Raw genomic sequence first — 22,001 nt, forward strand, 5'->3', positions numbered from 1 at the left:
GTCGGGTTCGTGCCCGATTCGTGTGGCGGTCACGACAGGCGGTGACGCGGGCAGGGAACGCCGCGCCGTGGACGCGGCCGTCGGGGCGGCAGAGCCGGGTTGAGCACGCGAGACGGCGGGCGCCGTCTCGGAGCCATGGTCGTGACGGGCGTCCCCGCAGCGGTCATGTGCGGGCGATCGTGCTCGGCCGCCGTGAGGACGCGCCGCACCAGATCCTGCCCGACACTGCCGGGGCGATCCGACGCCGCGGGGCGCATCGCCAGCACATGCGAGACGACGTGATGGATCCGGGATCCGGCGTGGGTGGTCGCACGGGCGGCAGCGTCGACCGCGCGCGCGTATGACGTCGTCGACGCCGCGGCAGGACGTGCGGTGGAGGCGGCACGGGATTCCGCTCCCCGTGTCACCGCGGTGACGGATGCGGCAGCAGGGTCCGTGCGACCGTGATCTCCATCGGCGTGCGCGGCAGAGCCGCCGAAGAGCACGCTGAGGACGGCCCAGACGAGCAGGCCGAAACCACACCAGAGCAGCGCCGCGACGCTGCGGCGATCTGTGGCTGCGAAGCGCACGAAATCCCTCCCCGATCGCCGGCATCCGATGCGTCGGACGACATGCGACCGTGCGACAGTACCGTGCGAACGCGCCGGCTGTCCAGAGGTCGGAGACTTCCTCGTGAGCCGCAACGCCCGGGCGACACGACGGCTTGACTTTCCCCAGGTTCTGCACACCCCGGCCGCGCGCAGGAAACCTTCAATCTTGCCTTGAAGTGGGTTTTCATCCACAGTTCGTGAACGAGAGGAAAACCTGTTGGTGCTACAAATCCGAGCGACCAATCCGGTCTCTCCACCGAGTTGTCCACAGGCGTTCTGCACAGACACTCCGGAGTTGTCCGCACACTCTCCACACAGTTATCCACAGGGGGTATTGCATGGGGATAACCCCGCTCATAGCGTGGTCGAGACCGGATGTCGGACACCCGTGGTTCGCTGTGGGCAGGGCCGGAACACGATCCGGTCACAGGGGCGGGCGGCCCCCCGAGTCAGGGCCGCGTCGCGGGAGGAGCACGGTGTCGATCGCAGAGATCTCCGACGAGCGTCTGGGCGGATCCAGGGGGCCTGAGCGAACCCCTCCGCACGACCTGCTCGCCGAGCAGAGCGCGCTGGGCGGGATGCTGCTGTCGAAGGACGCGGTCGCCGATGTGATCGAGACCCTCAAGGGCGCCGACTTCTACGTCCCCAAGCATGAGCTGATCTTCGAGGCCATCCTCTCGCTGTACTCGCACGGAGAGCCGACCGACGTCGTCGCGGTCACCGACGAGCTGATCAAGACCGGCGAGCTCGGGCGCGCCGGCGGCGCCGACTACCTGCACACCCTGACGTCGATCGTGCCGACCGCGGCGAACGCCGGATACTACGCCGGGATCGTGTCGGAGCGCGCGATCCTGCGCCGCCTGGTCGACGCCGGCACCCGCATCGTGCAACTGGGCTATGCGGGCGAGGGCGACGCCACCGACATCGTCAACAACGCGCAGGCCGAGATCTACTCGGTGACCGGCTCCGAGACCGCCGAGGACTACGTTCCGCTCACGATCGCCGTGGATGCCGCCGTCGAGGAGATCGAGGCGGCCAACGGGCGCGACGGCACGATGACCGGCATCCCGACCGGCTTCCGCGAACTCGACGAGCTGACCAACGGTCTGCACGGCGGGCAGATGATCGTCGTCGCCGCCCGGCCCGCGATGGGAAAGGCGCTCGCACTCAACACGCCCCTACCCACACCGACCGGGTGGACGACCATGGGTGAGGTGCAGGTCGGCGACGAGCTCTACGGCGCAGACGGGCGCCCTACCCGCGTCGTGGCGGCGACCGAGGTGATGACGGGCCGCCCTTGCTTTGAGGTGGAGTTCTCAGACGGATCCACGATCGTCGCCGATGCGCAGCATCAGTGGCTGACCGAGACCAGGTCGGCACGACGCGGCGCCAGAGGAAAGGCCGAGATCGTCACGACCGAGCAGATGCGCGCGACGCTCACGGTGGGTGGGGAGGAGCGCGCCAACCACTCGATCCGCAATGCCGCCCCGCTGCACGCGGACGAGGCCGACCTGCCGATCCCGCCGTACGCGCTCGGCGCGTGGCTCGGCGACGGCCACAGCGCCGGTGCTCGGCTGACGAGCGAGACCGGAGAGATCCCCGCGCTGATCGCGCGGGAGGGCGTGCGAGCCGAGGCGCGCGGCAACATGTTGTACGCGCTGAAGGTGCCCACGCGGACGCTGCTCGTGCGCAACTGCGAGGTGTGCGGCACGGAGTTCACCGCTCGTCACCCGCACGTCCGCACGTGCGGACGCGTATGCGGACCGAAGAACAAGGGCGCGCATCCAGAACGGCTCTCGTGTCCTGAATGCGGAGAAAGGTACTCCGGCGAGGCTCAGCGCTGCGCGCGCTGTTACCAGGATCATGGCTCCTTCACCGCGCTGCTCCGCAAACTCGGCGTACTCGGCGACAAGCATGTGCCGGCCCAGTACCTCCGGGCGTCGGAGGCGCAGCGGCGCAGTCTCCTCGCCGGCCTCATGGACACCGACGGCACTGTCGTCAAGGGTGTCGGCTCCTGCCAGTTCGCCGTGACGAACAAGCGGCTGGCAGACACCGTGTACGAGCTGATCGTCAGCCTCGGGTACCGATGCGGACGCACGACCAAGCGGGTGGCCGGCCGGTTCGAGGGGTCGTCGACCTGCTACATCCTCAACTTCTCGGCGACCGAGGATGTCTTCCGGCTCGAGCGCAAGCGCCTCCTTCACGCACAGGAGCGTCCGGCGAGCAACGTGCGCATCGGACGCCGATACGTGAAGGCGGTCCGCCCGGTAACCAGCGTCCCGGTTCGCTGCGTCGAGGTCGACAACGACCATCACCTGTATCTCGCGGGCGGGTCGATGATCCCCACCCACAACTCGACGCTGGCTCTGGATTTCGCCCGAGCGGCATCCATCGGTCACGACGAGCCCTCGATCTTCTTCTCGCTCGAGATGGGCAAAAGCGAGATCGCGATGCGCCTGCTCAGCGCCGAGGGTGCGATCCCCCTGCAGAACATGCGCAAGGGCACGCTCGACCCGCGCGACTGGACGACGGTCGCCTCCACGCGCGGGCGGATCAACGACGCCCCGCTGTACATCGACGACAGCCCCAACATGACGCTCGTCGAGATCCGCGCGAAGTGCCGTCGCCTGAAGCAGCGCGCGGGTCTGAAGATGGTCATCATCGACTACCTGCAGCTGATGACCAGCGGCAAGCGTGTCGAGTCGCGCCAGCAGGAGGTCTCGGAGTTCTCGCGTGCGCTGAAGCTGCTCGCCAAAGAGCTGCAGGTGCCGGTGATCGCGCTGAGCCAGTTGAACCGTGGTCCCGAGCAGCGGCAGGACAAGAAGCCCGCCATCAGCGACCTGCGCGAATCGGGCTCGATCGAGCAGGACGCCGACATGGTGATCCTGCTGCACCGCGACTCGGTGTACGACAAGGATGTGCGCCCTGGCGAGGCCGACCTCATCGTCGCCAAGCACCGTAACGGCCCGACGGCGACGATCACCGTCGCCTTCCAGGGGCACTACTCGCGCTTCATGGACATGGCGCCCGGCGGCGACTTCCACTGATTCGGGTCGCGCGTCCTTCCGCTCAGCGGTGGCCCGACGCGCGCTCATGGTGTGCTCAGCGCCTCGAATCCCACAGGTGCCGGACGAAGAACCGGCCCGCATCCTCCCCCGCGTGCGGGGGGACGCCCGTGTGGCCGCCCATGTTGGCGTGGAGGGCCTTCTCGGTCGAACCGAGGGCGTCGAAGAGCTCCAGCGCCCGCTGACGATCGTTGCCCTCGTCGTCCCATTGCAGCAGGACGTGGACGGGGATGGTCACACGACGTGCCTCGTCGAGGATCGTGCGCGGCACGTAACTGCCGGCGAAGAGGCCGGCCGCGACGATGCGCGGATCGATCGCGGCCAGGCGGATGCCGATCGAGATCACTCCGCCCGAGAACGCCGCCCGGTCACCGATCTCCGGAAGGGTCAGCAGCTCGTCGAGTGCGCGCTGCCACTCGGGGACCGCCCTCTCGACGAGAGGAAGGATGACGCGGTCGATGACCTCTTCTGCAGGCTGTTCGCCGGCCTCGATGGCACGGCGCAGGTCTGCGCGCGCCTGTGCTGCGCCCGGCACGGGCGGCCGATCACCAGCCCCTGGTTGCTCGATCGCGACGGCTGCGAGGCCCTGTTCCGCGGAGCTTCGAGCGCGCGCTCGGAGTCGGGGCAGCATCCTCCGCATGCTGAATCCGCCGGGCTGGCCCATCAGGATGAGCGGTGACGGATGCGACGCGGAAGCGGGTGTCCAGAGAACGCCCGAGATGCCGTCGAAAGTGAACTCGCGTTCCACGAGGATGTCGTCGATGCGCGTTTCTGAGGTGAAATGCATGGTCGTGCCTTTCGAAGTGCTGCTGATTCGCGGCGCTCCCGGACGACCTATCGCCCGACCGAGACTCCTTCGAGGAGCACCCATGTCGATTCGTTCACGGGTCTCACCTCCTCGGTGTCGTTGCACGGTTCGTCGAGGACGCTACCAAGCGTCTGCCTCCGTCCGCAAGGCACGTGATCACCGTTGACCGTGGCAGTTCGCCGTCCGCGCGTTTGGCAGATAACGTGCGATGTCTGTCGCGATGGAGGCTCGAGCGATGTCGGTGCCCACTGCAAAGATCGGACGATGCCGGAAGTCACCGCCCGCCCAGCCGCGCCGAACGGCCCTGCACCGAGAACGAACGCGCCGCTGACGCTCGCCGCAGCGGCGATCACGGTCGTCCTGTGGGCATCCGCCTTCATCGGCATCCGCGGGGCCGGACCGCACTTCGACCCCGGTGCACTCGCGCTGCTGCGCATGGCGGTCGGCGCGCTGGCCCTCGGGCTCATCGTGCTGCGTCATGGCTTCCGCCTGCCGGAGAGGCGGCACTGGCTGCTCATCGTCGCCTGGGGCATCGGCTGGTTCTGCGTCTACAACGTCGCGCTGAACAGCGCCGAGCGCTCGCTCGACGCCGGCACGGCGGCGATGGTCGTCAACCTCGCACCGCTCATGGTCGTCGTCTTCAGCGGACTGTTCCTCGGTGAGGGCTTCCCGCGGCCTCTGCTCATCGGGGCGCCGATCGCCTTTCTCGGCGTCGTCCTGATCGGGATGAGCTCATCGACGGGCGAGGGCCTCGACATCACCGGCCTGTCTCTGGCACTGCTCGCCGCCGTGATGTACGCGGGCTGCACGCTGCTGCAGAAGCGTCTGCTCACCTCGGGAGTCGATGCGACGACGCTCACCTGGCTCGGCGCTGTCGCCGGCACGGTCGCGCTGCTGCCCTGGACCGGGCGCCTGATCGGCGACCTGCAAACCGCCCCGCTGGACGCGGTGCTCTGGGTGGTGTACCTCGGTGTCTTTCCCACGGCCGTCGCCTTCACCACGTGGGCGTATGTGCTGCAGCGCACCTCGGCTGGGCAGACATCGGCGACGACATACGTCGTGCCGGCGATCGCCATCGTCATGTCGTGGCTGATCCTCGGTGAGGTGCCGACACTCGTGATGTTCCTCGGCGGCGCGCTGTGCCTGCTGGGCGTGGTGGTGACCCGGATGCGGTGGGGAGCGGCGCGTCGCAGCCAATCGAACCGACCGCGATGAGCGGCCGAGGCCGGACCTCCGATGAAGAGGTCGGCCCCGGCCGCCGGGCTCAGCTGTCCGCGACGTTCTCGCGCGCGTGCTGCGCCTGGTCCTTGACGTCACCCGCAGCGTCCTGCGCTTCTTCCGTGACCGTTTGCACGGCATCCTGTGCCGTCTGCTTCACGGATGCGGCCGAAGCCTGCGCGGGCTCCTTCAGGTGCTCACCCATCTCCTTCGCCGCGTCGGCGACTTCGTCCATCACGGGCTGCGCCTGATCCTTCACGGTCGCCGCGAGGTCCTTCTCCTTGGACGATGCCGGCATCAACGACGCCAGCAGAAGGCCGGCGCCGAAGGCCATGAGACCGACCGCCAGCGGGTTGCCCTCCGCTTTCGCCACCGCCCGGTCCTTCATGTCCTCGACGTGGGACCCGGCGTCCGACAGAGTGGAGCCGGCGTCATCGGCCGCGCCCATCACACGCTCGCGAACGCCTCGGAACGCGCCACGGACCTTGCCCATCTGACGGTCCACGATCTTCGACGGCGACACCTTGTCGGCCAGGGCGTCGACGTCCGCGCCGAGGTCCTCACGGGTTCGCTCGATACCGGCCCGGATCTCATCGGGTGAATCGCTCATCGGTTCTCCTCATTTCTCTTCAACGTTTCCGGAATTTCTTTCAGGGTCTCCGCCGTCTGCGGAGCGCCCTTCACCTGGATGAACTGGCCGCGGCCGACCAGGAACAGGATGAAGGCGATGACCGCCCAGATGACCGCGACGACGACGCCGGACCAGCCGCCGCCCATCACGGTGCCCAACGCCCACCACAGCGCCAGCGACAGGAAGAACACCGCCATCAGCGCGCCGTATCCGGCGGCGCCCATCAGCCCCGCGCCCTTCGCAGACTTCGCCGCCGAGTCCTTCAGCTCTGCCTTGGCCAGCTGCACCTCCTGGCGCATCAGGGCGGAGATGTCACGGGACACCTCGCCGAGCAGATCTCCGAGCGAGGTGGAGGCGGCCTTCGATTCAGAGGGCGTCGGGTCGGTCATAACCATCCCCTCCCACACTGCCCGGCCTGGTCGGCGGGGTCTGCGCGCCGAGAGGCGTTCCCATGGGAACGCCGGTCGCCGTGCCGGCGCCGACCGGGTCAGAGGTGGCTCCGCCGCCCTGCGCACGCCCAGAAGCGGATGCTGTGGCGGCATCCTTCTCGTCCGATGCGTTCGAGGCGAGCGCCCGGGTGAGCCGACCGGCGACCACCCCGACGATCGCCGCACCGAGGATGAACGTGCCCGGCTTACGGCGGGCGAAGCGCTTGACCTCGGTCAGCACCGACGACGGGTCGCGCTCGCCGAGCCAGGTCGCAGCCGACGACAAGCGCCCCGAGACCTGCTGTACGAGTTCGCCGGCGATTCCTCCGCTCTCGGAGCTGCTCGCCATCGACCCGAGCTCGTCACTCACGGACCGGAGCCCACCGGCAACCCGCTGCTGTTGCGTATTGGCCTGTTCTTTCAGCTCTCGCTGCGTCTGCGCGTACAGCTCCTTCGCTTGCGATTTCACTTCCCCGACGACGGTGGCCGCCTCGTCCTTCGCGGTGCCGAGAACGTCCTTCGCCTCCGTTGCGGCAACATCCTTCAGGTCGGCCGCCTCCTGCTTCGCGGCCTCCACCTTCCCCGACGAACCCGGCGTTTGCACGTCGGAGCCGCTCGGGCTGCTCGTCTCGTAGTTATCCGACATCTGCGCTCCTTCTCACGGACCGATCGATCGGATCGGTCCGTACTGCATAACCCCGCCGCGCACATCGGCCATGACCCTTGCACTTGCAGGGTTGCGGGTGTACCTGGGCGCAGCGGCGTTCAAAGCGCGCGCGTCAACAGCAGGGCGCTCCGACGGCTCGCCGCGGGTAGCGCGCCTCTCCCCGCTTCGGCGGTGCACCGAACTCGACGCCGCCCGGGACGAGCACCCGCCTGCCGTCAGGACTCTGCGGGCTCCTGCGGCAGCCGCGGTCCGTGGTTCCAGGCGAGGATCGACGGCTGCTCGCGGTGGAAGCCGAGCACCGACACCGAGCCCGCGTCGAGCGAGATGGCAGCCCCGAAGCGTGGCGCCTGCCGCAGGAACACGGCGGTGAGGATGCGCAGGTAGTGTCCGTGGGCGATCAGCGCCACGTCGCCCTCGGCCATCGCCGGCAGCACCCGCGTGAGCACCCGCGAGGCGCGGGCGGCGACCTCCTCGACCGTCTCACCGGGGGTGTCGCCACGGATCACCCCGTGCGTGAACGCGGTCCAGTCGTAGCCGAGCTCTGCCCGGATGTCCTTCGTGCTGCGCCCCTCGTAGCCGCCGTAGTCCCACTCCACCAGCAGCGGGTCGATCTCGGGTTCCAGCCCGGCCAGCTCCGCCGTTCGGTGGGCGCGCTGCAGGGGCGAGCTCAGCACCAGACCGAAATCGTAGTCGCGCACCAGCTCACCCGCGGCGCGCGCGAGGTCTTCACCGTGCGCGGTCAGCGGGATGTCGGTGCGACCGGTGTGCCGGCCCGTCCTCGACCAGTCCGTCTCACCGTGCCGCAGCAGCACGAGCTTGCCCCGCGGGCTGTCGGGGGCGGGATGGTCGGGCAGCGGGTCGGGTGCGTCCACACCGCCACGGTACTGTCCGAGATCCATCCCCGCACGCTACCGCACGGTCAGGGCGTCAGCACCCGGACCGCTTGCTTCAGCCGCGTGCGCACGTCGAACGCCTCGGTCATGCCCAACGGCCGCGCACCGGGCACACCTCTGCGCAGCACCGTGCGCAGCGCGCTGCGACGCACCGCGACGACCGGCAGGCCGCGTACCGAGCCGAGCGAGGTGGCGGGGTGGTCGAGGTCGTCATCAGGGAGGATCAGGATGGCCCCGCCGAAGCGCACGCGCGCGACTCTGGCCACCCATCGCATCCGCGACAGCAGGTCGGCAACCGGCGTCTCCCCGCGCACGGCCTCGCCGATCGCCTCACCCTGGCGGAAGCGGACATCGTCGCCGAAGTCCTCCGACATCAATCCGTACAGTCCTGTGGGGGCGAGCACCACATGATCGAGCTTCTCGGTGCCGTCGGGCCCGCAGGCGATGTCGTGCCAGGCGGTGAATCCGATGCCGAGCTCCGCGATGGCGGCGGCGGTGCTCTCCTCCGCGAGAGCGTCGGCCAGCATGCGACGCGCCGCCCAGGGAGCCGATCGCACCACGGCGGGGTCATAGGCCTGCGCCTCGGGAACAGCCTGCCCGAGATGCCCGGCCATCATCTCCAGGAACCGCTCGCGTCGCCAGGCGCCGGCACGACCGTACGACGTCGCGCGCGGTCGGCTTCCGGTCGAGGCCACGGACGCGGCATGCGCGGCCCACGCCACGTCCTGCCGACCGCGGTCGTACGCGGCGCGATCCTGCGGAGTGCCGACGTGCTCCCATGCGCGTTGCACGCGGACGAACATCGCGGCGTCCCCACCGGTGTCGGGGTGCGTCTGCCGCAGCCGAAGCCGATAGGCGCGTCTCAGCTCCTCGTCGCCGATGGTCGGTGCGACGCCGAGCACCTCATAGGCGGATGCGGCAAGCGGACCGTCGAACATCGCCCTCCTCGAGCCCAGGTTAGTCGCGGCCGCCGTGCCTCCGCTCGACGGGCCGGTGCGAGATCGGGGTTACGCGGACGGCGTCCGCGGCGTAGGCTCTGCCGCGCGTCGCGGTTCGACAGCCCGGCCCGGCGGTTCGCGCAGTGCGAAGGAGCATCGGATGCAGACCCTGACGATCGACTTCATCATGTCGCTCGACGGCTATGGCGCGGCCGAGGGGTGGCCGGGCTGGTGGGGCATGGAGAGTCCCGAGTACCTCGAGTGGCTGGCGAGCGATCCCGCCAAGGATTCGCCGCTGTTGATGGGGGCGACCACGTACCGCCTGATGTCGCGCTTCGCCGCCGACGAGACCGAGGGCGTGGAATCGCTGAACGACGTGCAGAAGTACGTCTTCTCCTCGAGCCTCGAAGAGCCGCTGCACTGGGCCAATTCGACGCTCGTGCGCAGTGACGCCGTCGAATTCGTGCGCGGGCTGAAAGAGACGTCGGATCGGCCGCTGCGCACCCTCGGCAGCGTCAGCCTCTGCCGCTCGCTGCTCGAGGCGGGCCTCGCCGACCGGTACCGCGTGGTGGTGTTCCCCGTGATCACCGGGGCGACGGGTCAGGACCGCATCTTCGACGGCTATCCCGACGTGCGGCTCGAACTGGTCGAGGAGCGCACCTTCGACCACCGCACGCAGCTGCTGGAGTACATCCCGACGGTGCTCGACGGGCCGCCAGGTGCCTGACGGGCGGCTACGTCCCGCGCAGGAACTCCAGCGCGGCCTGCCGGAAGGCCTTCGACCCGGGTGCATTGAAGTGGTGACGGCCGGGGATCTCGAAGAACGTGCCCTGCGCCGCCGCATCCGAGAGCCGACGCGAGCCCCCGATCACCGCGTCCTGCGACCCGGTCGCGAACAGCACGGGCTGCCCGGGGGCGTGGTCGGGGTCGGGGTCGATCGACCGCGACTCCCGCATCCCCTGCGCGAGCGCGAGCAGCGCGTGCAGGTCGTTGCCCGGCACGCGCTCGACGAGCGCGATGTAGTTCTGCGTGACCTGGTCGGTCACGGGGGTGCCGTGATCGGCGTATCGACGCACCTGGTCGAGGTCGAGGCGCTCGAGAGGGATGCCGTCCGGCACGCCCCCGAGCACGGCGCGAGGAACGCGGTCGCCGAGGTCCTGGGCGACCTGCCAGCCCACGCGCGCGCCGAGCGAGTATCCGACGTAGAACGCCGAGTCGATGAGGAACGTGTCGAGCACCGTCTCGATGTCGCCGGCGAGGTTGCGCACGGCGTAGCCGGACGGTTCGTGCGGCTTCTGGCTGGCGCCGTGCCCGCGCTGGTCGATGCCGAGGATGCGGTAGCCCTCGCGCTCCAGCATCCGCACCCATCCGGTGAGCACCCAGTTGTCGCGCGTGCTCGATGCGAACCCGTGCACCAGCACGACCACCGGTGCATCGGGGTCGCCCCACGAGTACGTCGCGAGTGCCACCCCGTCGCCCACTTCGACGAGCTGGGGGTGCGGCATGCGGGTCAGGTCTGCGAGGGAGTCGGCCACCCCTCCATCATGCCCCTGCGCCCGACCTCTCACCCCTCACGCAGCGACCGCCCCCACGGCTGAGCCGGGTCGTGGATCGCGACGGCGAGCGTCGTGTCGGACTGCCCGTAGTAGGCCAGCCATCTTCCCTGGAACTTCACCAGCCCCTCGACGAACGTCACGTTCGACACCAGCCCGTTCAGGTCCTCGAAGGTCTGCGGGCGCAGCCACGGTTCCTGCATCCGCGCGATGACCTTCGTCGGCTCGTCGGGATCGATCGCGATCTGTCCGCAGCGGTAGTCGACGTCGACCGTGCCGTCGTCGTGGACCGTGCGAGTGGCGCCGTTGGTGAGCAGCACGAGCAGGCCGTTGTCCGCGAGCACCGGCGAGGTGCCGATCTCGACGAGCGCCTCATCCCAGGTGCCGGGGGTGGGCGAGTACATCGGTTCGGTGTCGGGCGTCCCAGGAGTCCAGTGGATGAGGTCGTCGCTGGTGGCCCAGTAGATCGCGCCCTCGCCGAAGTACATCCACCATTTCCCCTGCATCTTCCGGGGCACGATGACGCCGGCCTTGGACCAGTTGAACCCGCGCGGATCCATCGTCATGAAGGTGTCGAAGTCGTCGAAGATCGGCCCGTGCCTGGTCCAGTCGCGCAGGTCGGTGGACGTGGCGAGGCAGAGCTGGGCGCTGTGCCGGTCCCACCCCGTGTACGTCAGGTAGTACGTGCCGTCGATGAGCGCGATCCGCGGATCCTCGCAGCCGTAGCGCTCGTAGTCCGCCGCGGGCGAGAGGATCGGCGCATCCTCCCGGGTGAACGTCACGCCGTCGCGGGAGCGGGCGAGGCCGATGTGCGACACGATGTCGTCGGCGTGCGCGCGGTACAGCAGCAGCACCTCGTCGCCGTCGACGAGTGCGGCGGGGTTGTAGAGGTTCGCCGACTCCCAGCTGTCGCCCCGCGGTCGGAGGATCGGGTTGCCCTCATACGGCGTGAAGGGTCCGAGGGGGAAGGATGCTCCGGTGAACATGGCAGGCCTTTCTGTTTCGGCGGGGAAGGAAGCGGATGCCGGCGACGGTCGGGCTCAGCCCTTGACGGCCGCGCCGAGGTCGGTCGCGGTGAAGAAGCGCTGGAAGACGCAGAACAGCACGACGACCGGCAGGGCCAGGGCTGTCGCACCGGCGAGGATCGCGCCGTTGGGGTTGGCCGTCGACTGCGCGACGGTCGAGATGTAGTTCGCCAGGGAGACGGCGAGCGGCTGCAGCGACGCATCCTTGGTGATGAGGAACGGCCAGAGGAACTCGTTCCACGGCCCGATGAAGGTGATCAGCACCACCGTCACGAGAACAGGGCGGATCAGGGGAACGGCCACGGACGTGAGCAGGCGCAGCTCACCGGCGCCGTCGATGCGCGCGGCCTCGAAGATCTCGGCGGGCAGGGACTTGAAGAACTGGGTGAAGATGAACACCGCCGTGGTGTTGATCGCGAAGGGCAGGATCATGCCGAGATACGAATCGCCCAGTCCGTAGTTGCGCGTGATCTGCACGTACAGCGGGATCATCAGCAACTGGAACGGCACCATCTGCACGAGCAGCATCAGCACCCACAGCACGCCCCGCCCGCGGAAGTCGAGGCGGGCGAGCGCGTACCCCGCCAAGAGCCCGAACACGATCGTGCCGAGCAACACCCCTGCGGTGAAGACCAGCGAGTTCAGCAGCGAGCCGGCGAGGTCGATGCGCGCATCGATGTTCGCGAAGTTCTGCAGCGTCCATCCACTCGTCGGCAGCAGCTCGTCCGGAGCGTTCGTGGGGCTCTCCTGGAAGGCGCCCACGATCATGAAGTAGAAGGGGAAGGCGAACATCAGTGCGGCGATCGTGAGCAGCACGATGCTCAGCACGCGGGGCAGTCGTCGACGGGTGCGCATCATCTCTCCTGGGTGGCACGGTTCGCGAGCAGTGACAGCGCACCGACGAGGATCACGAGCAGCATGCCGATCGCGGCCGCCGTGTCGGGGTTCTGCTGCTGGATGCCCTGCTGATAGATGAGCAGCACCGGGGTGACCGATGCGCCGTCGGGGCCGCCGCCGCTGGTGAGCAGATACGGCTCGGTGAAGAGGTTCGCTCCGGTGATGATCGACAGGATCAGCACCAGCGTGGTCGCGTTACGCACACCGGGGACGGTGACGTTCATGAACCGCGCGAAGCCACCGGCGCCGTCGGTCTCCGCCGACTCGTACAGCTCGCGCGGCACGTTCTGCAGAGCGGCGAGGTAGAGCAGGATGTAGAAGCCGAGCTGCTTCCAGGTGACGTACAGCGCGATCATCGGCATCGCCAGCGTGCTGTTCACCAGCCATGACGGATCCGGCGCGAGCGGCCCGAGCAGCGAGTTGATGAGCCCGTGACTCGAGAACATCAGCATCCACACCCCCACCAGCGAGACGCTCGCGGTGAGGTAGGGCACGTAGAACGCGACGCGGTAGGCCGCCACCCAGCGGATGCCGCTGTTCAGTGCGGCTGCCAGCAGCAGGGCGAGCACGACGGTGAGCGGCACATTGATGACGAGGAAGACCAGCGTGTTGCGGAAGGCGTCGAACACACGAGGGTCGGTGAGCACCTGAGCGAAGTTGTCGAATCCCACGAACGGGCGATCGGGCTCGACGCCGGGAGCGGTGAAGAAGTAGTCGTGGAACGCGATGTAGACGGCGAAGCCGAGCGGATAGGCGAAGATCGCCAGCACGAACACGAGGTACGGCAGCGCGAAGAGCCCGCCCAGGGGCTGCGCACCCAGGATGCGGGTGCGCAGCCGCCGCGAGTCGGTCACGACATCACTCCGAGACGAGGCCGTCGATCTTCTCCGCCGCGTTCTTCAGGAAGTCCGCCGTGGACTCCTTTCCGAAGATCACCGAGGCGGAGTACTCGTCACGGAACGCCTGCCACGCTTCGACGGAGTTCGGGATGCTGGGCACATCGGCCGTATTCTCGGCCTGGTCGGCGAAGGCGACATAGTTCGGGTTCGCCGAGAAGTAGTCGGGGTAGGCGTCCTTGAGCCCCGTCCGCATCGGCATCTGGCCGGTCTTCTCCAGCAGCACGCCGTCACTCTCCTCGCTGGTCGCGAACTTTAGGAACTCCCATGCGGTGCCCTGGTTCTCGCACGAGGTGAACATCGACACGCTCTTCGAGTCGGCGAACGTCTTCGGATTCTCACGGCCGTCCGACGTGGGCACGGGCATGAACCCGACGTCCACCGTCTCCGCGTACGAGGGGATCGCCCACGGGCCGGCCAGCTGCATGGCGGTGGTGCCGGCCGACATCGCGTCGTCGGTCGACTTCTCCTGCGGCGCCAGTCCTTCTTCGTACATCGTGGCCCAGAAGTCGGCCACGGTCTTTCCGGCGTCAGAGTCGAAGGTGGCCTTGCCGTCCTCCACGAGCATCGTGCCGTCCGTCTCGGCGAGGTAGAACGGGTAGAAGTCGAACCACGGCTGGAAGAACTCGCTCGTGGGGGAGGGCCAGATCGCGCTCTGCACGCCGGAGTCGACGAGCGCGCGCGCACCGTCCATGAACGCGTCGTAGGTGTTCATCTGCGGGTCGTCGGCGTTCAGGCCGGCCTTCGTGAACAGTTCCCTGTTGTACATCACCATCACGGGGTTCGACTTCCACGGCAGCTGGTAGAACGCGCCGTCGGTCTGGTAGGACTCGACATCACCGCCGCGGTCGGCGATGTAGTCGTCGGCGCCCTCCAGCGAACTCAGGTCGACGAGGCCGCCCTGCCTGACCCAGCCCGACACCGCGGCCGGGGCGATGTTGAACACGAGGCACGGTGCGGTGCCGGCGGTGATGGCCGCCGTGATCGCCTCCTCGGACGACGAGGCCGCCGGGATCTCCTGCGCCTTCACCTGCTCGTCGGGATGCTCGGCGTTCCAGGCGTCGACGACGGACGTGCCCCAGGCGAGTTCCTGCTCGTTGTTGGAGAGCCAGATGTCGATGCCCCCGGTGCCTGAACCCGCGGCATCCCCGCCGCCCCCACCGCCGCCGGATGAGCATCCGGTGACCAGGAGCGCGGCGGCTCCGAGGAACGCAGCGGCACGGATCTTCTTCTTCATGGTGTCCTCCTCGAAACGTCAGGGCCCGCGGATGCCGGTCCCGAGGTGCTTTCACGAAAGTGCACGATGTTGCAGTCGATGAGCTCGGTGCGCGGTTCGGCGCCGAGGATGCCGTCGCGCAGCAGGCGCGCCGCAGCGCGGCCGCGTGCCGCCGGGTCAGACGAGACACTGGTCAGCGAGGGCGAGAGATGCGCGGAGAGATGGTCGTCGTCGAACCCGGCGACCGCCAGGTCGGTGGGCACGACGAGGCCCTGTGAGCGAGCGAGCGAGAGCCCGGCGATCGCCATGGTGTCGTTGGAGTAGAGGATCGCCGTCGGCCGCTCGGCGAGGGCGAGCAGCTCGGCCGTGCACTCTCGTCCGCTGCCGGCGGTGAAGTCGCCCTCCCGCAGGAGCGCTGCGTCGCCGACCGCCTCGACGTACGCGTCGGCGCGCGCCTTGGAGTGCACGTAGTCCATCGGGCCGCTGACGTGCGCGATGCGCGAGTGCCCCTGCGCGCGCAGGTGCTCGATGAGCTCACGCATCGGCGCTCCATCGTCGGTGCGAACGCAGGAGAAGCCGTGGGCCCGGTCGTACGCTCCGACCAGCACCGTGGGCATGCCGAGTTCCTCGAGCACGGGTACGCGCCAGTCGTCGATGCGCAGGTCGAGCAGGATCGCTCCGTCGGCCCGCCCGTGCGACATCGAGCGGTAGGCGCGCTCCTCGGCATCCCGATCCGGCACGACCTGCAGCAGAAGCGCGGTCTCGGCTTCCGCGAGCACCGATTCGACGCCGGCGATGAACGCCGGGAAGAACGAGTCGTTCGCGATCACCTCCGGGTCGCGGGCGAGCACCACGCCGATCGCGTTCGCGCGACGCGTGGCGAGGGAGCGCGCGCTCTGGCTCGGCACCCAGTTGAGGCGTTCGGCCGCGGCGAGCACCTTCGCCCTGGTCTCCGGCGAGATCGGACGATTGCCGCTCAGCGCGTGCGACACCGTGGCCTTGGTGACACCTGCTTCTCGAGCGACGTCGGCGATGGTCGTGCGACCCATGCCACCTCCCTGCGGCTTCGTACCCCGCGAACGCGGGATCGAACCGGTTTGATGGAGATGACAGTAAATCGGTTTGATGGCCCTGTCAATGGGGTGGTGCGATCCGCTTTCGACCGGCTCAGCCGGAAGCCGCAGGCGCCGCCGGATCGTCCCAGCCCTGCTGCGGGGTCGCGCACGTTCCCCGGAACACGTACTGCGACGGGCGCTTGCGCTCGCTGCTGGTCCAGTCGATCGGGGGGCGGCGCTGTTCGGCCGGCACGTAGCCGAGCCGGTACACCGCCATCAGCTCGAGTTCCGGCGGCACCGCCAGCAGCCGCTCGATCTCGGCCCAGCGGCCCGGCACCTCCATGGGGAACGAGATGAACTGGATGCCCATGCCCAGCTCCACCGTCGTCAGCCAGACGTTCTCCATGGCGGCGCCCATGCTGAACACCGAGTAGAACGCCGAGAGCTCACCGGGCCGGTACTCCGAGCGGTCGAGCATGACACCCAGCAGCAGTGGCGAGCCCGCCACGAGCTTGCGGTTCTCCTCACCGAGCGTCTGCGGGATCCGCAGGGTGTTCATCAGCTTCTGCCCTCGAGACGTGAACACCTGCCCGGTGAACGGCCGCAGCGGCGCGGGGAGCCGGTCGAACAGCATCCCGTCGCGCCGCTCCTCCATCTCGCGCTTGCTGAAGCGGAAGTACGGCTTGTACCTCTCGAAGAACGTGCCGTTCGACATGGCCTCGGTCATGCTCTCGCCGCTGATCCGGGCGATCGTCTCGATCGTCTCGCGCTCCTCGATGATCACGAACCGCCACGGCTGGCTGTTCAGCTGTGACGGCGCACGGCCGGCGACCTCCATGAGCAGCCGCTGATGCTCCTCGCTCACCCGGTCGGGCAGGAAAGGGCCGTTCGTCGTCTTGCGGCGGCGCACCACATCGAGAAAGTCCATCGCACTCATCTCCGGGCCATCACGGCCGCGATCAGGAACCACGGCGCGGCGCGGAGCGCCGTCGTGGCATGTCTTCGGGTACCGCCGGCGGTCGCCGGCAGCGCGATCAGTTGCGCAGCGGCCGGCAGCAGCGCGAACCCCGCGCGGCGCCGTTCGATCGCGGCGGCCAGCAGCGCCAGCGCCGTCAACGTCGACGTGACGACGAACAGCGCGTGGTGCAGCCACCGGATCCGCCGGGTGCCTAGCGCGCCCGCCGCGACGGCGGCGCCGTAAGCGGTGTTGACGGTGTAGCTCGCCAGCGCCGCGGCGGTGAGACGCCGGGTCAGCGGATGCTGAAGCCGACCGCGTCGCGATCTGCCGCGGCGACGGCGCACCCGCCTACCCCTCGGAGCGGCCGTCATCCTCTCCCTCGCTCTGCGAGGGACGACGACGCTGCGGGTCGGGGTGCCGGTCTTCGCGCTCGGTGTCCTCGCCCTCCGCCTGGCTCGGGTGCTCGGACTGGCCGGTCGGCTCTTCCGGCGGCTCGACTCGTGGTGTGCTGCTCATGGTGACCTCCTTCAGCCCGCCGTCTCATCGGATCGATCTGCGTTCTGCGGCGGGGCATCGCCGGTGAGGGACGCCTCCGGCCAGCGCAGCACCGCCAGCGGCGGCACGGTGTCACTCGAGGATCGCGGCTCGCCCTCGGCGGGCTCGTCCTCGATGAACAGCACGTCCGCGTCGGTGAGCACGGCGGCCCGGACGAGCGCTTCGGCGGCGGGCAACGGCGTGCCCGGCCCCGCCTCGAACGTGTCCTCGGCGTTCAGCGCTACCCACGGCGCGGCCGGCAGGGCCAGCAGCGTCTCCTCGTCGTCCAGCATCCGCTCATCGAGCAGCAGCGTGTCGACCTGGGCCTGCTGCAGTGCGCCGACCACGGCGGTGAGGCCGGATGCGCCGTTGCGGGCGTCCTGCTCGGCGGCGCGATCGCGCGTGGCGGCGATGACGTCGTCATGAGCGGCCGAGACGGTCTCGTCGATCGCCTGCAGCAGGGCGGCGTCGTCGGCGCCGTCGGCGCGGGTGTCCGCGTCGACCTCGACGACGAGATCCAGGGTGCCGCCCTCGATGTTCTCGAGCAGCAGGCCGCGTGCCTGCGCGTCGCCGGTCACGAACACGTGCTCCGGGCGACGCTCGCGCACGATCCGGTCGACGGCATCCGCCACATCCGACTGGGTGTGCTGCCACACCTCCTCGACGCTGCGCTGGAAGCGCGCCTGCGACCAGCCACCGGGGCTGACCTTCGTGATCGGGTGACCATCGCCCTCGACGTGCTGCACCTGCTCGGGGGTGGCACGTCCCAGACGCTCGAAGGTCAGGTCGGCGCCGTCGCGACCGGTCTCGACCACGAGGATGCGCCGCTCCGACCCGCGATGGCGCAGCAGCGGCGCGATCTCCGGAAACGCCCCGTGCGTCACACGCTCCGGTCCGCGGCGAGCGGCGGCGAACCCCTCGTCGGCGACCACGTTGCCGTCGCGCACCAGCAGCCAGCGCGTCGACGGCGCCGGCAGGCCGATGTCGTCCGGAAGGGCGGCGAGCACGGCCTCCACATCGTCGTCGGGCACCCCGGCTTCGCCGAGCCGGTCCTTCAGCGATCGCATCCTGCTCTCGACCGATCCGGGGGGTTCGCCCTGCGGCCCGTCGGTGTACACCGACGTCCACGCGCCGGGCTCCGCGAGCACCTCGTGCAGATCGACGCCGCGCAGGTCAGCGGAGCTCATCGTCGCCCTCCCCGGTCGCGCCGTCGTCGAGGTCGGGGTCTTCGCGCGCGAACGCCTCCTGCACCTCCGGCGCGTCGGTGTCGTCCGGCAGCGGCTCGGTCTCGCGGAACGGCTCGGCGTGCGGCGCGCCATGCCCCTGCACCATTCCCTGGGACTCGTGCTTGAGCTGGTCGTCGAGATTCGGTCCGTGCGTGGTGTTGCCACGCTGTGCGTCGCTCATGTCTCCTCCTTCAGCGGGGTACCTGGGCGACGCTAGGGCGGGTGCTGCCGGGTGCGACAGCGGGTTGACATCCGGATGCCGGATGGTAGGCCCCTCAGCCGAGCAGCTCGAGCAGCTGCCCCTCGACCCGGCGCAGCGGATCGACCGTCACCCCTTCGTCGTACAGGTCGAACACGCGAGGGTCGATGTAACTGGCCCGCGCGACCGCCGGCGTGTTGCCGAGGGCGGTCGCCGCGACACGCACCGCCTGCGCGGCCGCGCGGGAGCGCGCGGTCGCGGATTCGCGGGGGCCGATCTCAGCCAGGGCCACGGCCGCCGTGATCGTGCCGTGCAGAGTGCGGAAGTCCTTCGCCGTGAAGTCCCCGCCGGTGCGAGTGCGCACGTCGTCGTTGATGTCGCCCGGATGCAGCGCGCGCCACGCGCTGGCGTCCTGCCAGCTCAGCAGCAGCGTCCGCCCTCCGCGCCGCTTGAGTCCGGCGATGAGCGTCGCGAGCTCGGCGTCGTCGATGTCCGACTCCCACGGCTGTCCGCTCTTGCCGGGAAAGCGCAGTTCGACGACGCGCTCGGCGCGGACGCGCGCGTGCGCACCGCGCAGGGTGACCAGCCCGATGCTGCCGTGCGCCTTGGCGTACTGCTCCGAGCCCACCCGCAGCAGGGCGGAGTCCAGCATCCGGAAGGCCCCGGCGAGCACCCGCTGCCGCCCGAATCCGTCGGTGCGCAGATCGCGGGTCACGCCGCCGCGTACCGCGGGCATGACGTCGGCGAGCTGCAGCATCCGGTCGAACTTCTCCTGCGCCATCCGCTCGTGCCAGGCCGGGTGATACAGGTACTGCCGCCGACCGGCGGCATCGATGCCGGTCGCGAGCACGTGGCCGTTCTCGTACGGGCTCAACCAGACGTCCGTCCAGGCCGGCGGCACGGCCAGCGCCCGCAGGCGTGCGAGCACCGCGGTGTCGTCGATGCGGCTGCCGTCCGGCATGCGGTACTCGAAACCCCGCCCTCGGCGGACCCTGCTCAGGCCCGGTCCGTTCGGGTCGCTGCGCCTCAATCGGGTCATGGATCCGGAGTACCGCCCTCGAGTCGTCGGATGCAAGCCCCTCACTCGTGGGCGTCGGCGCGTCTACCCTGGCATGTTCCACGGCGATCGAAGGAGGAAGACCATGACGCAAAAGCAGCACGGCGACGTCGTCACGATGTCCAAGCGCGGCCAGTGGGTGAACCGCGTGCACGGCGAGGAGGAGCTGTCCCAGGGCTATGCCACGAAGGAGGAGGCGATCGAGGCCGGCCGGAAGATGGCCGAGGAAGCGGGAACGAATCACCGGGTGATCGACGCCGAGCCGACCGGGGTCGTCACCGACGAGCAGGACGAGGAAGACGAGCCCGCTCAAGGCGCCTCCGACGGCGGCCGGCACGGCGACGACGCGATCGAGGTGGAGGACCTGCCGTGACCGATCGGGCGGGATGCCGTCGTGCGGGGATGGGGCCCGAATCGATTCGATAGACTGGCGCGAATGGCGCCGTGACCGATCGCGGTGCCATTCGTCTGCTCGCCGCACGACGGCATCCGCGCACCCCTCTTCTCTTCGCACCCTCATGGCAACGACTCTCATCACCGGACGCCCCTGGCGCGTCATCCTCGCGTTCTCGCTGCCGCTGCTCATCGGCAACGTCGTGCAGCAGCTGTACCAGTTCGTCGACGCGATCGTCGTCGGCCGGCAGCTCGGAGTGAACTCCCTCGCCGCGGTCGGCGCGACCGGCAGCCTCATCTTCCTGGTGATCGGGTTCGCGTGGGGCCTCTCCAGCGGATTCGCGATCCCCACCGCTCAGGCCTTCGGCGCGGGTGACGCGCGCGCGGTCGGGCGCTCGGTGGCGACCGGCACGCTGCTCACCGCGGCGACGAGCCTGATCCTGACCATCGTGGGCCCCGTGATCGCGGCGCCGTTCCTGGCCCTGCTGCAGACGCCGCCCGAGCTGATGGCCGAGGCGACGGCCTTCACGCAGGTCACCTTCATCGGCGGCAGCACGATCATGTTCTTCAACTATCTGGCCGCCATCATCCGCGCGATCGGCGACTCGACCACGCCGCTGGTGTTCCTGACGATCTCGTGCGGGCTCAACGTCGGGCTCGTCATCGTCATGGTCGGCCCGCTGGGCTGGGGCGTCGCGGGTGCCGCTTGGGCGACGGTCGCCGCCCAAGCCGTCTCGGTGCTGCTCTGCCTGCTGTACGTCTGGCGGCGTGTGCCGGTGCTGCACGTGCATCGCGCCGACTGGAGGGTGAGCCGGGCCGATGTCGCCGAGCACCTGCGCCTCGGGCTGCCGATGGGCTTCCAGGCGTCGATCATCGCGATCGGGGCGCTCATCGTGCAGGTCGCCTTGAACACTCTCGGCGCCCAGGCCGTGGCCGCCTACACCGCGGCGTCCCGCGTCGACAGCCTCGCCAGCGCCTTCCTCGCCTCGCTCGGGCTGGCGGCGTCGATGTACGCCGCGCAGAACTTCGGAGCCCGGCGCCCCGACCGCATTCGGCGCGGCACCAAGCAGGCGATCTGGATGGCCGTGGTGGCCTCTCTCGCGCTCGGCGTCATCATGGTGACCTGTGGTGTGCCGGCGGTGCGCCTGTTCGTCGGCGACGGCGCCGACGAGGTGGTCGAACTCGCCCATCTCATGCTGATCATCAACGGCGCCACCTACGTGATGCTCGGCGTGCTGTTCGTACTGCGCGGCGTGCTGCAGGGGCTGGGACGAGTGCTGGTGCCCACCGTCACCGGTGTGATCGAGCTGGTGATGCGCGTCGCCGCGGCGGTCGTGCTCGGTGCGGTGATGGGGTTCGGCGGCGTGGCCCTCAGCAACCCGCTGGCCTGGCTGGGCGCGGTCGCTCTGCTGATCCCCGCCTACGTGCAAGCGCACCGCGAGCTGGCGAAGATCCCCGTCGCACCGGTCGAGGCGACGCTGACGACCCCCATTCCGGTGATCGGCCCGACCGACGGCTCGATGGTCGTCGACACGGTCTACACCGCACCCGTTCCCGTCGTCGTACCGCGACTCTCCGGGCTGCGACTGCCTCGTGGGCCAAGCAGGACCAGGGGCTGACTCCTCCGCGTCACCGTCCGTTCGCACATCATCCGCCAGGATGATGCCGGATCGTTCTGCAGGCGGACAAAAAACCCGGCAGACCCGCGTAACCTGGTCTCAGGCGCGCCGCAGGCGCGCCAATGACACGGGGGG

At 69.3% G+C, this 22,001-nt stretch carries 24 protein-coding genes; 5 read left to right on the forward strand and 19 right to left on the reverse strand.

Translation table 11 applies throughout. The features are described from left to right. Nucleotides 1-29: 29 nt before the first annotated feature. Entirely contained in the window at nucleotides 30-569 is a 540-nt protein-coding gene (locus tag ACFWH5_RS05875; RefSeq protein WP_378832804.1) for a hypothetical protein, read from the reverse strand. 599 nt (nucleotides 570-1,168) lie between these two features. Between ACFWH5_RS05875 and dnaB the strand changes: the two genes are divergently transcribed. Next, nucleotides 1,169-3,637 (forward strand): replicative DNA helicase, encoded by a 2,469-nt coding sequence (dnaB, locus tag ACFWH5_RS05880; RefSeq protein ID WP_378833544.1) that lies wholly within the window; start codon nucleotides 1,169-1,171, stop codon nucleotides 3,635-3,637. 55 nt (nucleotides 3,638-3,692) lie between these two features. Here the strand turns inward: dnaB and ACFWH5_RS05885 are convergent, their stop codons facing one another. Then, nucleotides 3,693-4,442, reverse strand: a complete 750-nt coding sequence (locus tag ACFWH5_RS05885; protein ID WP_378832806.1) for an alpha/beta hydrolase — start codon at nucleotides 4,440-4,442, stop codon at nucleotides 3,693-3,695. Nucleotides 4,443-4,727: 285 nt separating this feature from the next. On the opposite strand from ACFWH5_RS05885, the gene ACFWH5_RS05890 reads away from it, so the two are divergent. Continuing rightward, nucleotides 4,728-5,678: a DMT family transporter gene (locus ACFWH5_RS05890; RefSeq protein WP_378832808.1), complete on the forward strand. Its 951-nt coding sequence runs from the start codon at nucleotides 4,728-4,730 to the stop codon at nucleotides 5,676-5,678. A 49-nt stretch (nucleotides 5,679-5,727) separates the two neighbouring features. On the opposite strand, the gene ACFWH5_RS05895 is transcribed toward ACFWH5_RS05890, so the two are convergent. The 5 genes from ACFWH5_RS05895 to ACFWH5_RS05915 form a co-directional block, all read right to left on the reverse strand. Further along, entirely contained in the window at nucleotides 5,728-6,291 is a 564-nt protein-coding gene (locus ACFWH5_RS05895; protein WP_378832810.1) for a DUF3618 domain-containing protein, read from the reverse strand. Then, nucleotides 6,288-6,701: a phage holin family protein gene (locus tag ACFWH5_RS05900; RefSeq protein ID WP_378832813.1), complete on the reverse strand. Its 414-nt coding sequence runs from the start codon at nucleotides 6,699-6,701 to the stop codon at nucleotides 6,288-6,290. Before ACFWH5_RS05900 ends, ACFWH5_RS05895 begins: the two co-directional genes overlap by 4 nt. Beyond that, on the reverse strand, nucleotides 6,679-7,386 hold the full coding sequence (locus tag ACFWH5_RS05905; RefSeq protein WP_378832815.1) for a hypothetical protein: 708 nt from the start codon (nucleotides 7,384-7,386) through the stop codon (nucleotides 6,679-6,681). Before ACFWH5_RS05905 ends, ACFWH5_RS05900 begins: the two co-directional genes overlap by 23 nt. Before the next feature lie 236 nt (nucleotides 7,387-7,622). Further along, nucleotides 7,623-8,306, reverse strand: coding sequence for a histidine phosphatase family protein (locus ACFWH5_RS05910; protein ID WP_378832817.1), 684 nt, complete (start codon nucleotides 8,304-8,306; stop codon nucleotides 7,623-7,625). Nucleotides 8,307-8,326: 20 nt separating this feature from the next. After that, the gene (locus tag ACFWH5_RS05915; RefSeq protein ID WP_378832819.1) at nucleotides 8,327-9,238 is read right to left on the reverse strand and encodes a J domain-containing protein; all 912 of its coding nucleotides are present in this window, start codon (nucleotides 9,236-9,238) and stop codon (nucleotides 8,327-8,329) included. 160 nt (nucleotides 9,239-9,398) lie between these two features. Here ACFWH5_RS05915 and ACFWH5_RS05920 point away from each other — a divergent pair, with 160 nt between their 5' ends. Then, complete coding sequence (locus tag ACFWH5_RS05920; protein ID WP_378832820.1) at nucleotides 9,399-9,965, forward strand: dihydrofolate reductase family protein; 567 nt, start codon at nucleotides 9,399-9,401, stop codon at nucleotides 9,963-9,965. 7 nt (nucleotides 9,966-9,972) lie between these two features. On the opposite strand, the gene ACFWH5_RS05925 is transcribed toward ACFWH5_RS05920, so the two are convergent. From ACFWH5_RS05925 to ACFWH5_RS05980, 12 genes are all read right to left on the reverse strand, one after another. Beyond that, nucleotides 9,973-10,743, reverse strand: coding sequence for an alpha/beta fold hydrolase (locus ACFWH5_RS05925; protein ID WP_378833547.1), 771 nt, complete (start codon nucleotides 10,741-10,743; stop codon nucleotides 9,973-9,975). 59 nt (nucleotides 10,744-10,802) lie between these two features. Beyond that, a complete protein-coding gene (locus ACFWH5_RS05930) occupies nucleotides 10,803-11,777 on the reverse strand; it encodes a glycoside hydrolase family 130 protein (protein ID WP_378832822.1) in 975 nt (324 codons plus the stop codon). A gap of 54 nt (nucleotides 11,778-11,831) precedes the next feature. After that, nucleotides 11,832-12,674, reverse strand: coding sequence for a carbohydrate ABC transporter permease (locus ACFWH5_RS05935; RefSeq protein WP_378832824.1), 843 nt, complete (start codon nucleotides 12,672-12,674; stop codon nucleotides 11,832-11,834). After that, nucleotides 12,671-13,567 carry a carbohydrate ABC transporter permease gene (locus ACFWH5_RS05940; protein ID WP_378832826.1) on the reverse strand — a complete coding sequence of 299 codons (897 nt, stop codon included), beginning with the start codon at nucleotides 13,565-13,567 and terminating at the stop codon, nucleotides 12,671-12,673. The genes ACFWH5_RS05935 and ACFWH5_RS05940 overlap by 4 nt, the downstream gene beginning before the upstream one ends. Before the next feature lie 4 nt (nucleotides 13,568-13,571). Continuing rightward, the gene (locus ACFWH5_RS05945) at nucleotides 13,572-14,846 is read right to left on the reverse strand and encodes an extracellular solute-binding protein (protein WP_378832828.1); all 1,275 of its coding nucleotides are present in this window, start codon (nucleotides 14,844-14,846) and stop codon (nucleotides 13,572-13,574) included. Continuing rightward, the gene (locus tag ACFWH5_RS05950) at nucleotides 14,843-15,874 is read right to left on the reverse strand and encodes a LacI family DNA-binding transcriptional regulator (RefSeq protein ID WP_378832830.1); all 1,032 of its coding nucleotides are present in this window, start codon (nucleotides 15,872-15,874) and stop codon (nucleotides 14,843-14,845) included. The genes ACFWH5_RS05945 and ACFWH5_RS05950 overlap by 4 nt, the downstream gene beginning before the upstream one ends. A 118-nt stretch (nucleotides 15,875-15,992) precedes the next feature. After that, nucleotides 15,993-16,808 carry a nitroreductase family protein gene (locus ACFWH5_RS05955; RefSeq protein ID WP_378832833.1) on the reverse strand — a complete coding sequence of 272 codons (816 nt, stop codon included), beginning with the start codon at nucleotides 16,806-16,808 and terminating at the stop codon, nucleotides 15,993-15,995. Between the two features lie 5 nt (nucleotides 16,809-16,813). After that, nucleotides 16,814-17,182: a hypothetical protein gene (locus tag ACFWH5_RS05960; RefSeq protein WP_378832835.1), complete on the reverse strand. Its 369-nt coding sequence runs from the start codon at nucleotides 17,180-17,182 to the stop codon at nucleotides 16,814-16,816. Between the two features lie 4 nt (nucleotides 17,183-17,186). Beyond that, entirely contained in the window at nucleotides 17,187-17,354 is a 168-nt protein-coding gene (locus tag ACFWH5_RS05965) for a hypothetical protein (RefSeq protein ID WP_378832838.1), read from the reverse strand. A gap of 11 nt (nucleotides 17,355-17,365) precedes the next feature. Then, a complete protein-coding gene (locus tag ACFWH5_RS05970) occupies nucleotides 17,366-18,559 on the reverse strand; it encodes a Vms1/Ankzf1 family peptidyl-tRNA hydrolase (RefSeq protein ID WP_378832840.1) in 1,194 nt (397 codons plus the stop codon). Further along, nucleotides 18,546-18,779: a hypothetical protein gene (locus ACFWH5_RS05975; protein WP_378832843.1), complete on the reverse strand. Its 234-nt coding sequence runs from the start codon at nucleotides 18,777-18,779 to the stop codon at nucleotides 18,546-18,548. The genes ACFWH5_RS05970 and ACFWH5_RS05975 overlap by 14 nt, the downstream gene beginning before the upstream one ends. Nucleotides 18,780-18,873: 94 nt before the next feature. After that, nucleotides 18,874-19,836, reverse strand: a complete 963-nt coding sequence (locus ACFWH5_RS05980) for a DNA topoisomerase IB (RefSeq protein WP_378832845.1) — start codon at nucleotides 19,834-19,836, stop codon at nucleotides 18,874-18,876. A 103-nt stretch (nucleotides 19,837-19,939) separates the two neighbouring features. Between ACFWH5_RS05980 and ACFWH5_RS05985 the strand changes: the two genes are divergently transcribed. Together ACFWH5_RS05985 and ACFWH5_RS05990 are read left to right on the forward strand one after the other, a co-directional pair. After that, a complete protein-coding gene (locus tag ACFWH5_RS05985; RefSeq protein ID WP_378832847.1) occupies nucleotides 19,940-20,227 on the forward strand; it encodes a DUF2188 domain-containing protein in 288 nt (95 codons plus the stop codon). Between the two features lie 145 nt (nucleotides 20,228-20,372). After that, nucleotides 20,373-21,866, forward strand: coding sequence for an MATE family efflux transporter (locus ACFWH5_RS05990; protein WP_378832849.1), 1,494 nt, complete (start codon nucleotides 20,373-20,375; stop codon nucleotides 21,864-21,866). Nucleotides 21,867-22,001 lie beyond the last annotated feature (135 nt).

Origin of the sequence: Microbacterium sp. NPDC058345 (assembly GCF_042723855.1) — a bacterium.
Taxonomy (GTDB): domain Bacteria; phylum Actinomycetota; class Actinomycetes; order Actinomycetales; family Microbacteriaceae; genus Microbacterium.

Excerpts from the sequence above, each read along its gene's own strand:
- dnaB (WP_378833544.1), top strand. The coding sequence starts at position 1,169 with ATGCTGCTGTCGAAGGACGCGGTCGCCGATGTGATCGAGACCCTCAAG.
- ACFWH5_RS05885 (WP_378832806.1), bottom strand. The coding sequence starts at position 4,442 with ATGCATTTCACCTCAGAAACGCGCATCGACGACATCCTCGTGGAACGC.
- ACFWH5_RS05890 (WP_378832808.1), top strand. The coding sequence starts at position 4,728 with ATGCCGGAAGTCACCGCCCGCCCAGCCGCGCCGAACGGCCCTGCACCG.
- ACFWH5_RS05895 (WP_378832810.1), bottom strand. The coding sequence starts at position 6,291 with ATGAGCGATTCACCCGATGAGATCCGGGCCGGTATCGAGCGAACCCGT.
- ACFWH5_RS05900 (WP_378832813.1), bottom strand. The coding sequence starts at position 6,701 with ATGACCGACCCGACGCCCTCTGAATCGAAGGCCGCCTCCACCTCGCTC.
- ACFWH5_RS05905 (WP_378832815.1), bottom strand. The coding sequence starts at position 7,386 with ATGTCGGATAACTACGAGACGAGCAGCCCGAGCGGCTCCGACGTGCAA.
- ACFWH5_RS05910 (WP_378832817.1), bottom strand. The coding sequence starts at position 8,306 with ATGGATCTCGGACAGTACCGTGGCGGTGTGGACGCACCCGACCCGCTG.
- ACFWH5_RS05915 (WP_378832819.1), bottom strand. The coding sequence starts at position 9,238 with ATGTTCGACGGTCCGCTTGCCGCATCCGCCTATGAGGTGCTCGGCGTC.
- ACFWH5_RS05920 (WP_378832820.1), top strand. The coding sequence starts at position 9,399 with ATGCAGACCCTGACGATCGACTTCATCATGTCGCTCGACGGCTATGGC.
- ACFWH5_RS05925 (WP_378833547.1), bottom strand. The coding sequence starts at position 10,743 with ATGCCGCACCCCCAGCTCGTCGAAGTGGGCGACGGGGTGGCACTCGCG.
- ACFWH5_RS05930 (WP_378832822.1), bottom strand. The coding sequence starts at position 11,777 with ATGTTCACCGGAGCATCCTTCCCCCTCGGACCCTTCACGCCGTATGAG.
- ACFWH5_RS05935 (WP_378832824.1), bottom strand. The coding sequence starts at position 12,674 with ATGATGCGCACCCGTCGACGACTGCCCCGCGTGCTGAGCATCGTGCTG.
- ACFWH5_RS05945 (WP_378832828.1), bottom strand. The coding sequence starts at position 14,846 with ATGAAGAAGAAGATCCGTGCCGCTGCGTTCCTCGGAGCCGCCGCGCTC.
- ACFWH5_RS05950 (WP_378832830.1), bottom strand. The coding sequence starts at position 15,874 with ATGGGTCGCACGACCATCGCCGACGTCGCTCGAGAAGCAGGTGTCACC.
- ACFWH5_RS05955 (WP_378832833.1), bottom strand. The coding sequence starts at position 16,808 with ATGGACTTTCTCGATGTGGTGCGCCGCCGCAAGACGACGAACGGCCCT.
- ACFWH5_RS05965 (WP_378832838.1), bottom strand. The coding sequence starts at position 17,354 with ATGAGCAGCACACCACGAGTCGAGCCGCCGGAAGAGCCGACCGGCCAG.
- ACFWH5_RS05970 (WP_378832840.1), bottom strand. The coding sequence starts at position 18,559 with ATGAGCTCCGCTGACCTGCGCGGCGTCGATCTGCACGAGGTGCTCGCG.
- ACFWH5_RS05975 (WP_378832843.1), bottom strand. The coding sequence starts at position 18,779 with ATGAGCGACGCACAGCGTGGCAACACCACGCACGGACCGAATCTCGAC.
- ACFWH5_RS05980 (WP_378832845.1), bottom strand. The coding sequence starts at position 19,836 with ATGACCCGATTGAGGCGCAGCGACCCGAACGGACCGGGCCTGAGCAGG.
- ACFWH5_RS05985 (WP_378832847.1), top strand. The coding sequence starts at position 19,940 with ATGACGCAAAAGCAGCACGGCGACGTCGTCACGATGTCCAAGCGCGGC.
- ACFWH5_RS05990 (WP_378832849.1), top strand. The coding sequence starts at position 20,373 with ATGGCAACGACTCTCATCACCGGACGCCCCTGGCGCGTCATCCTCGCG.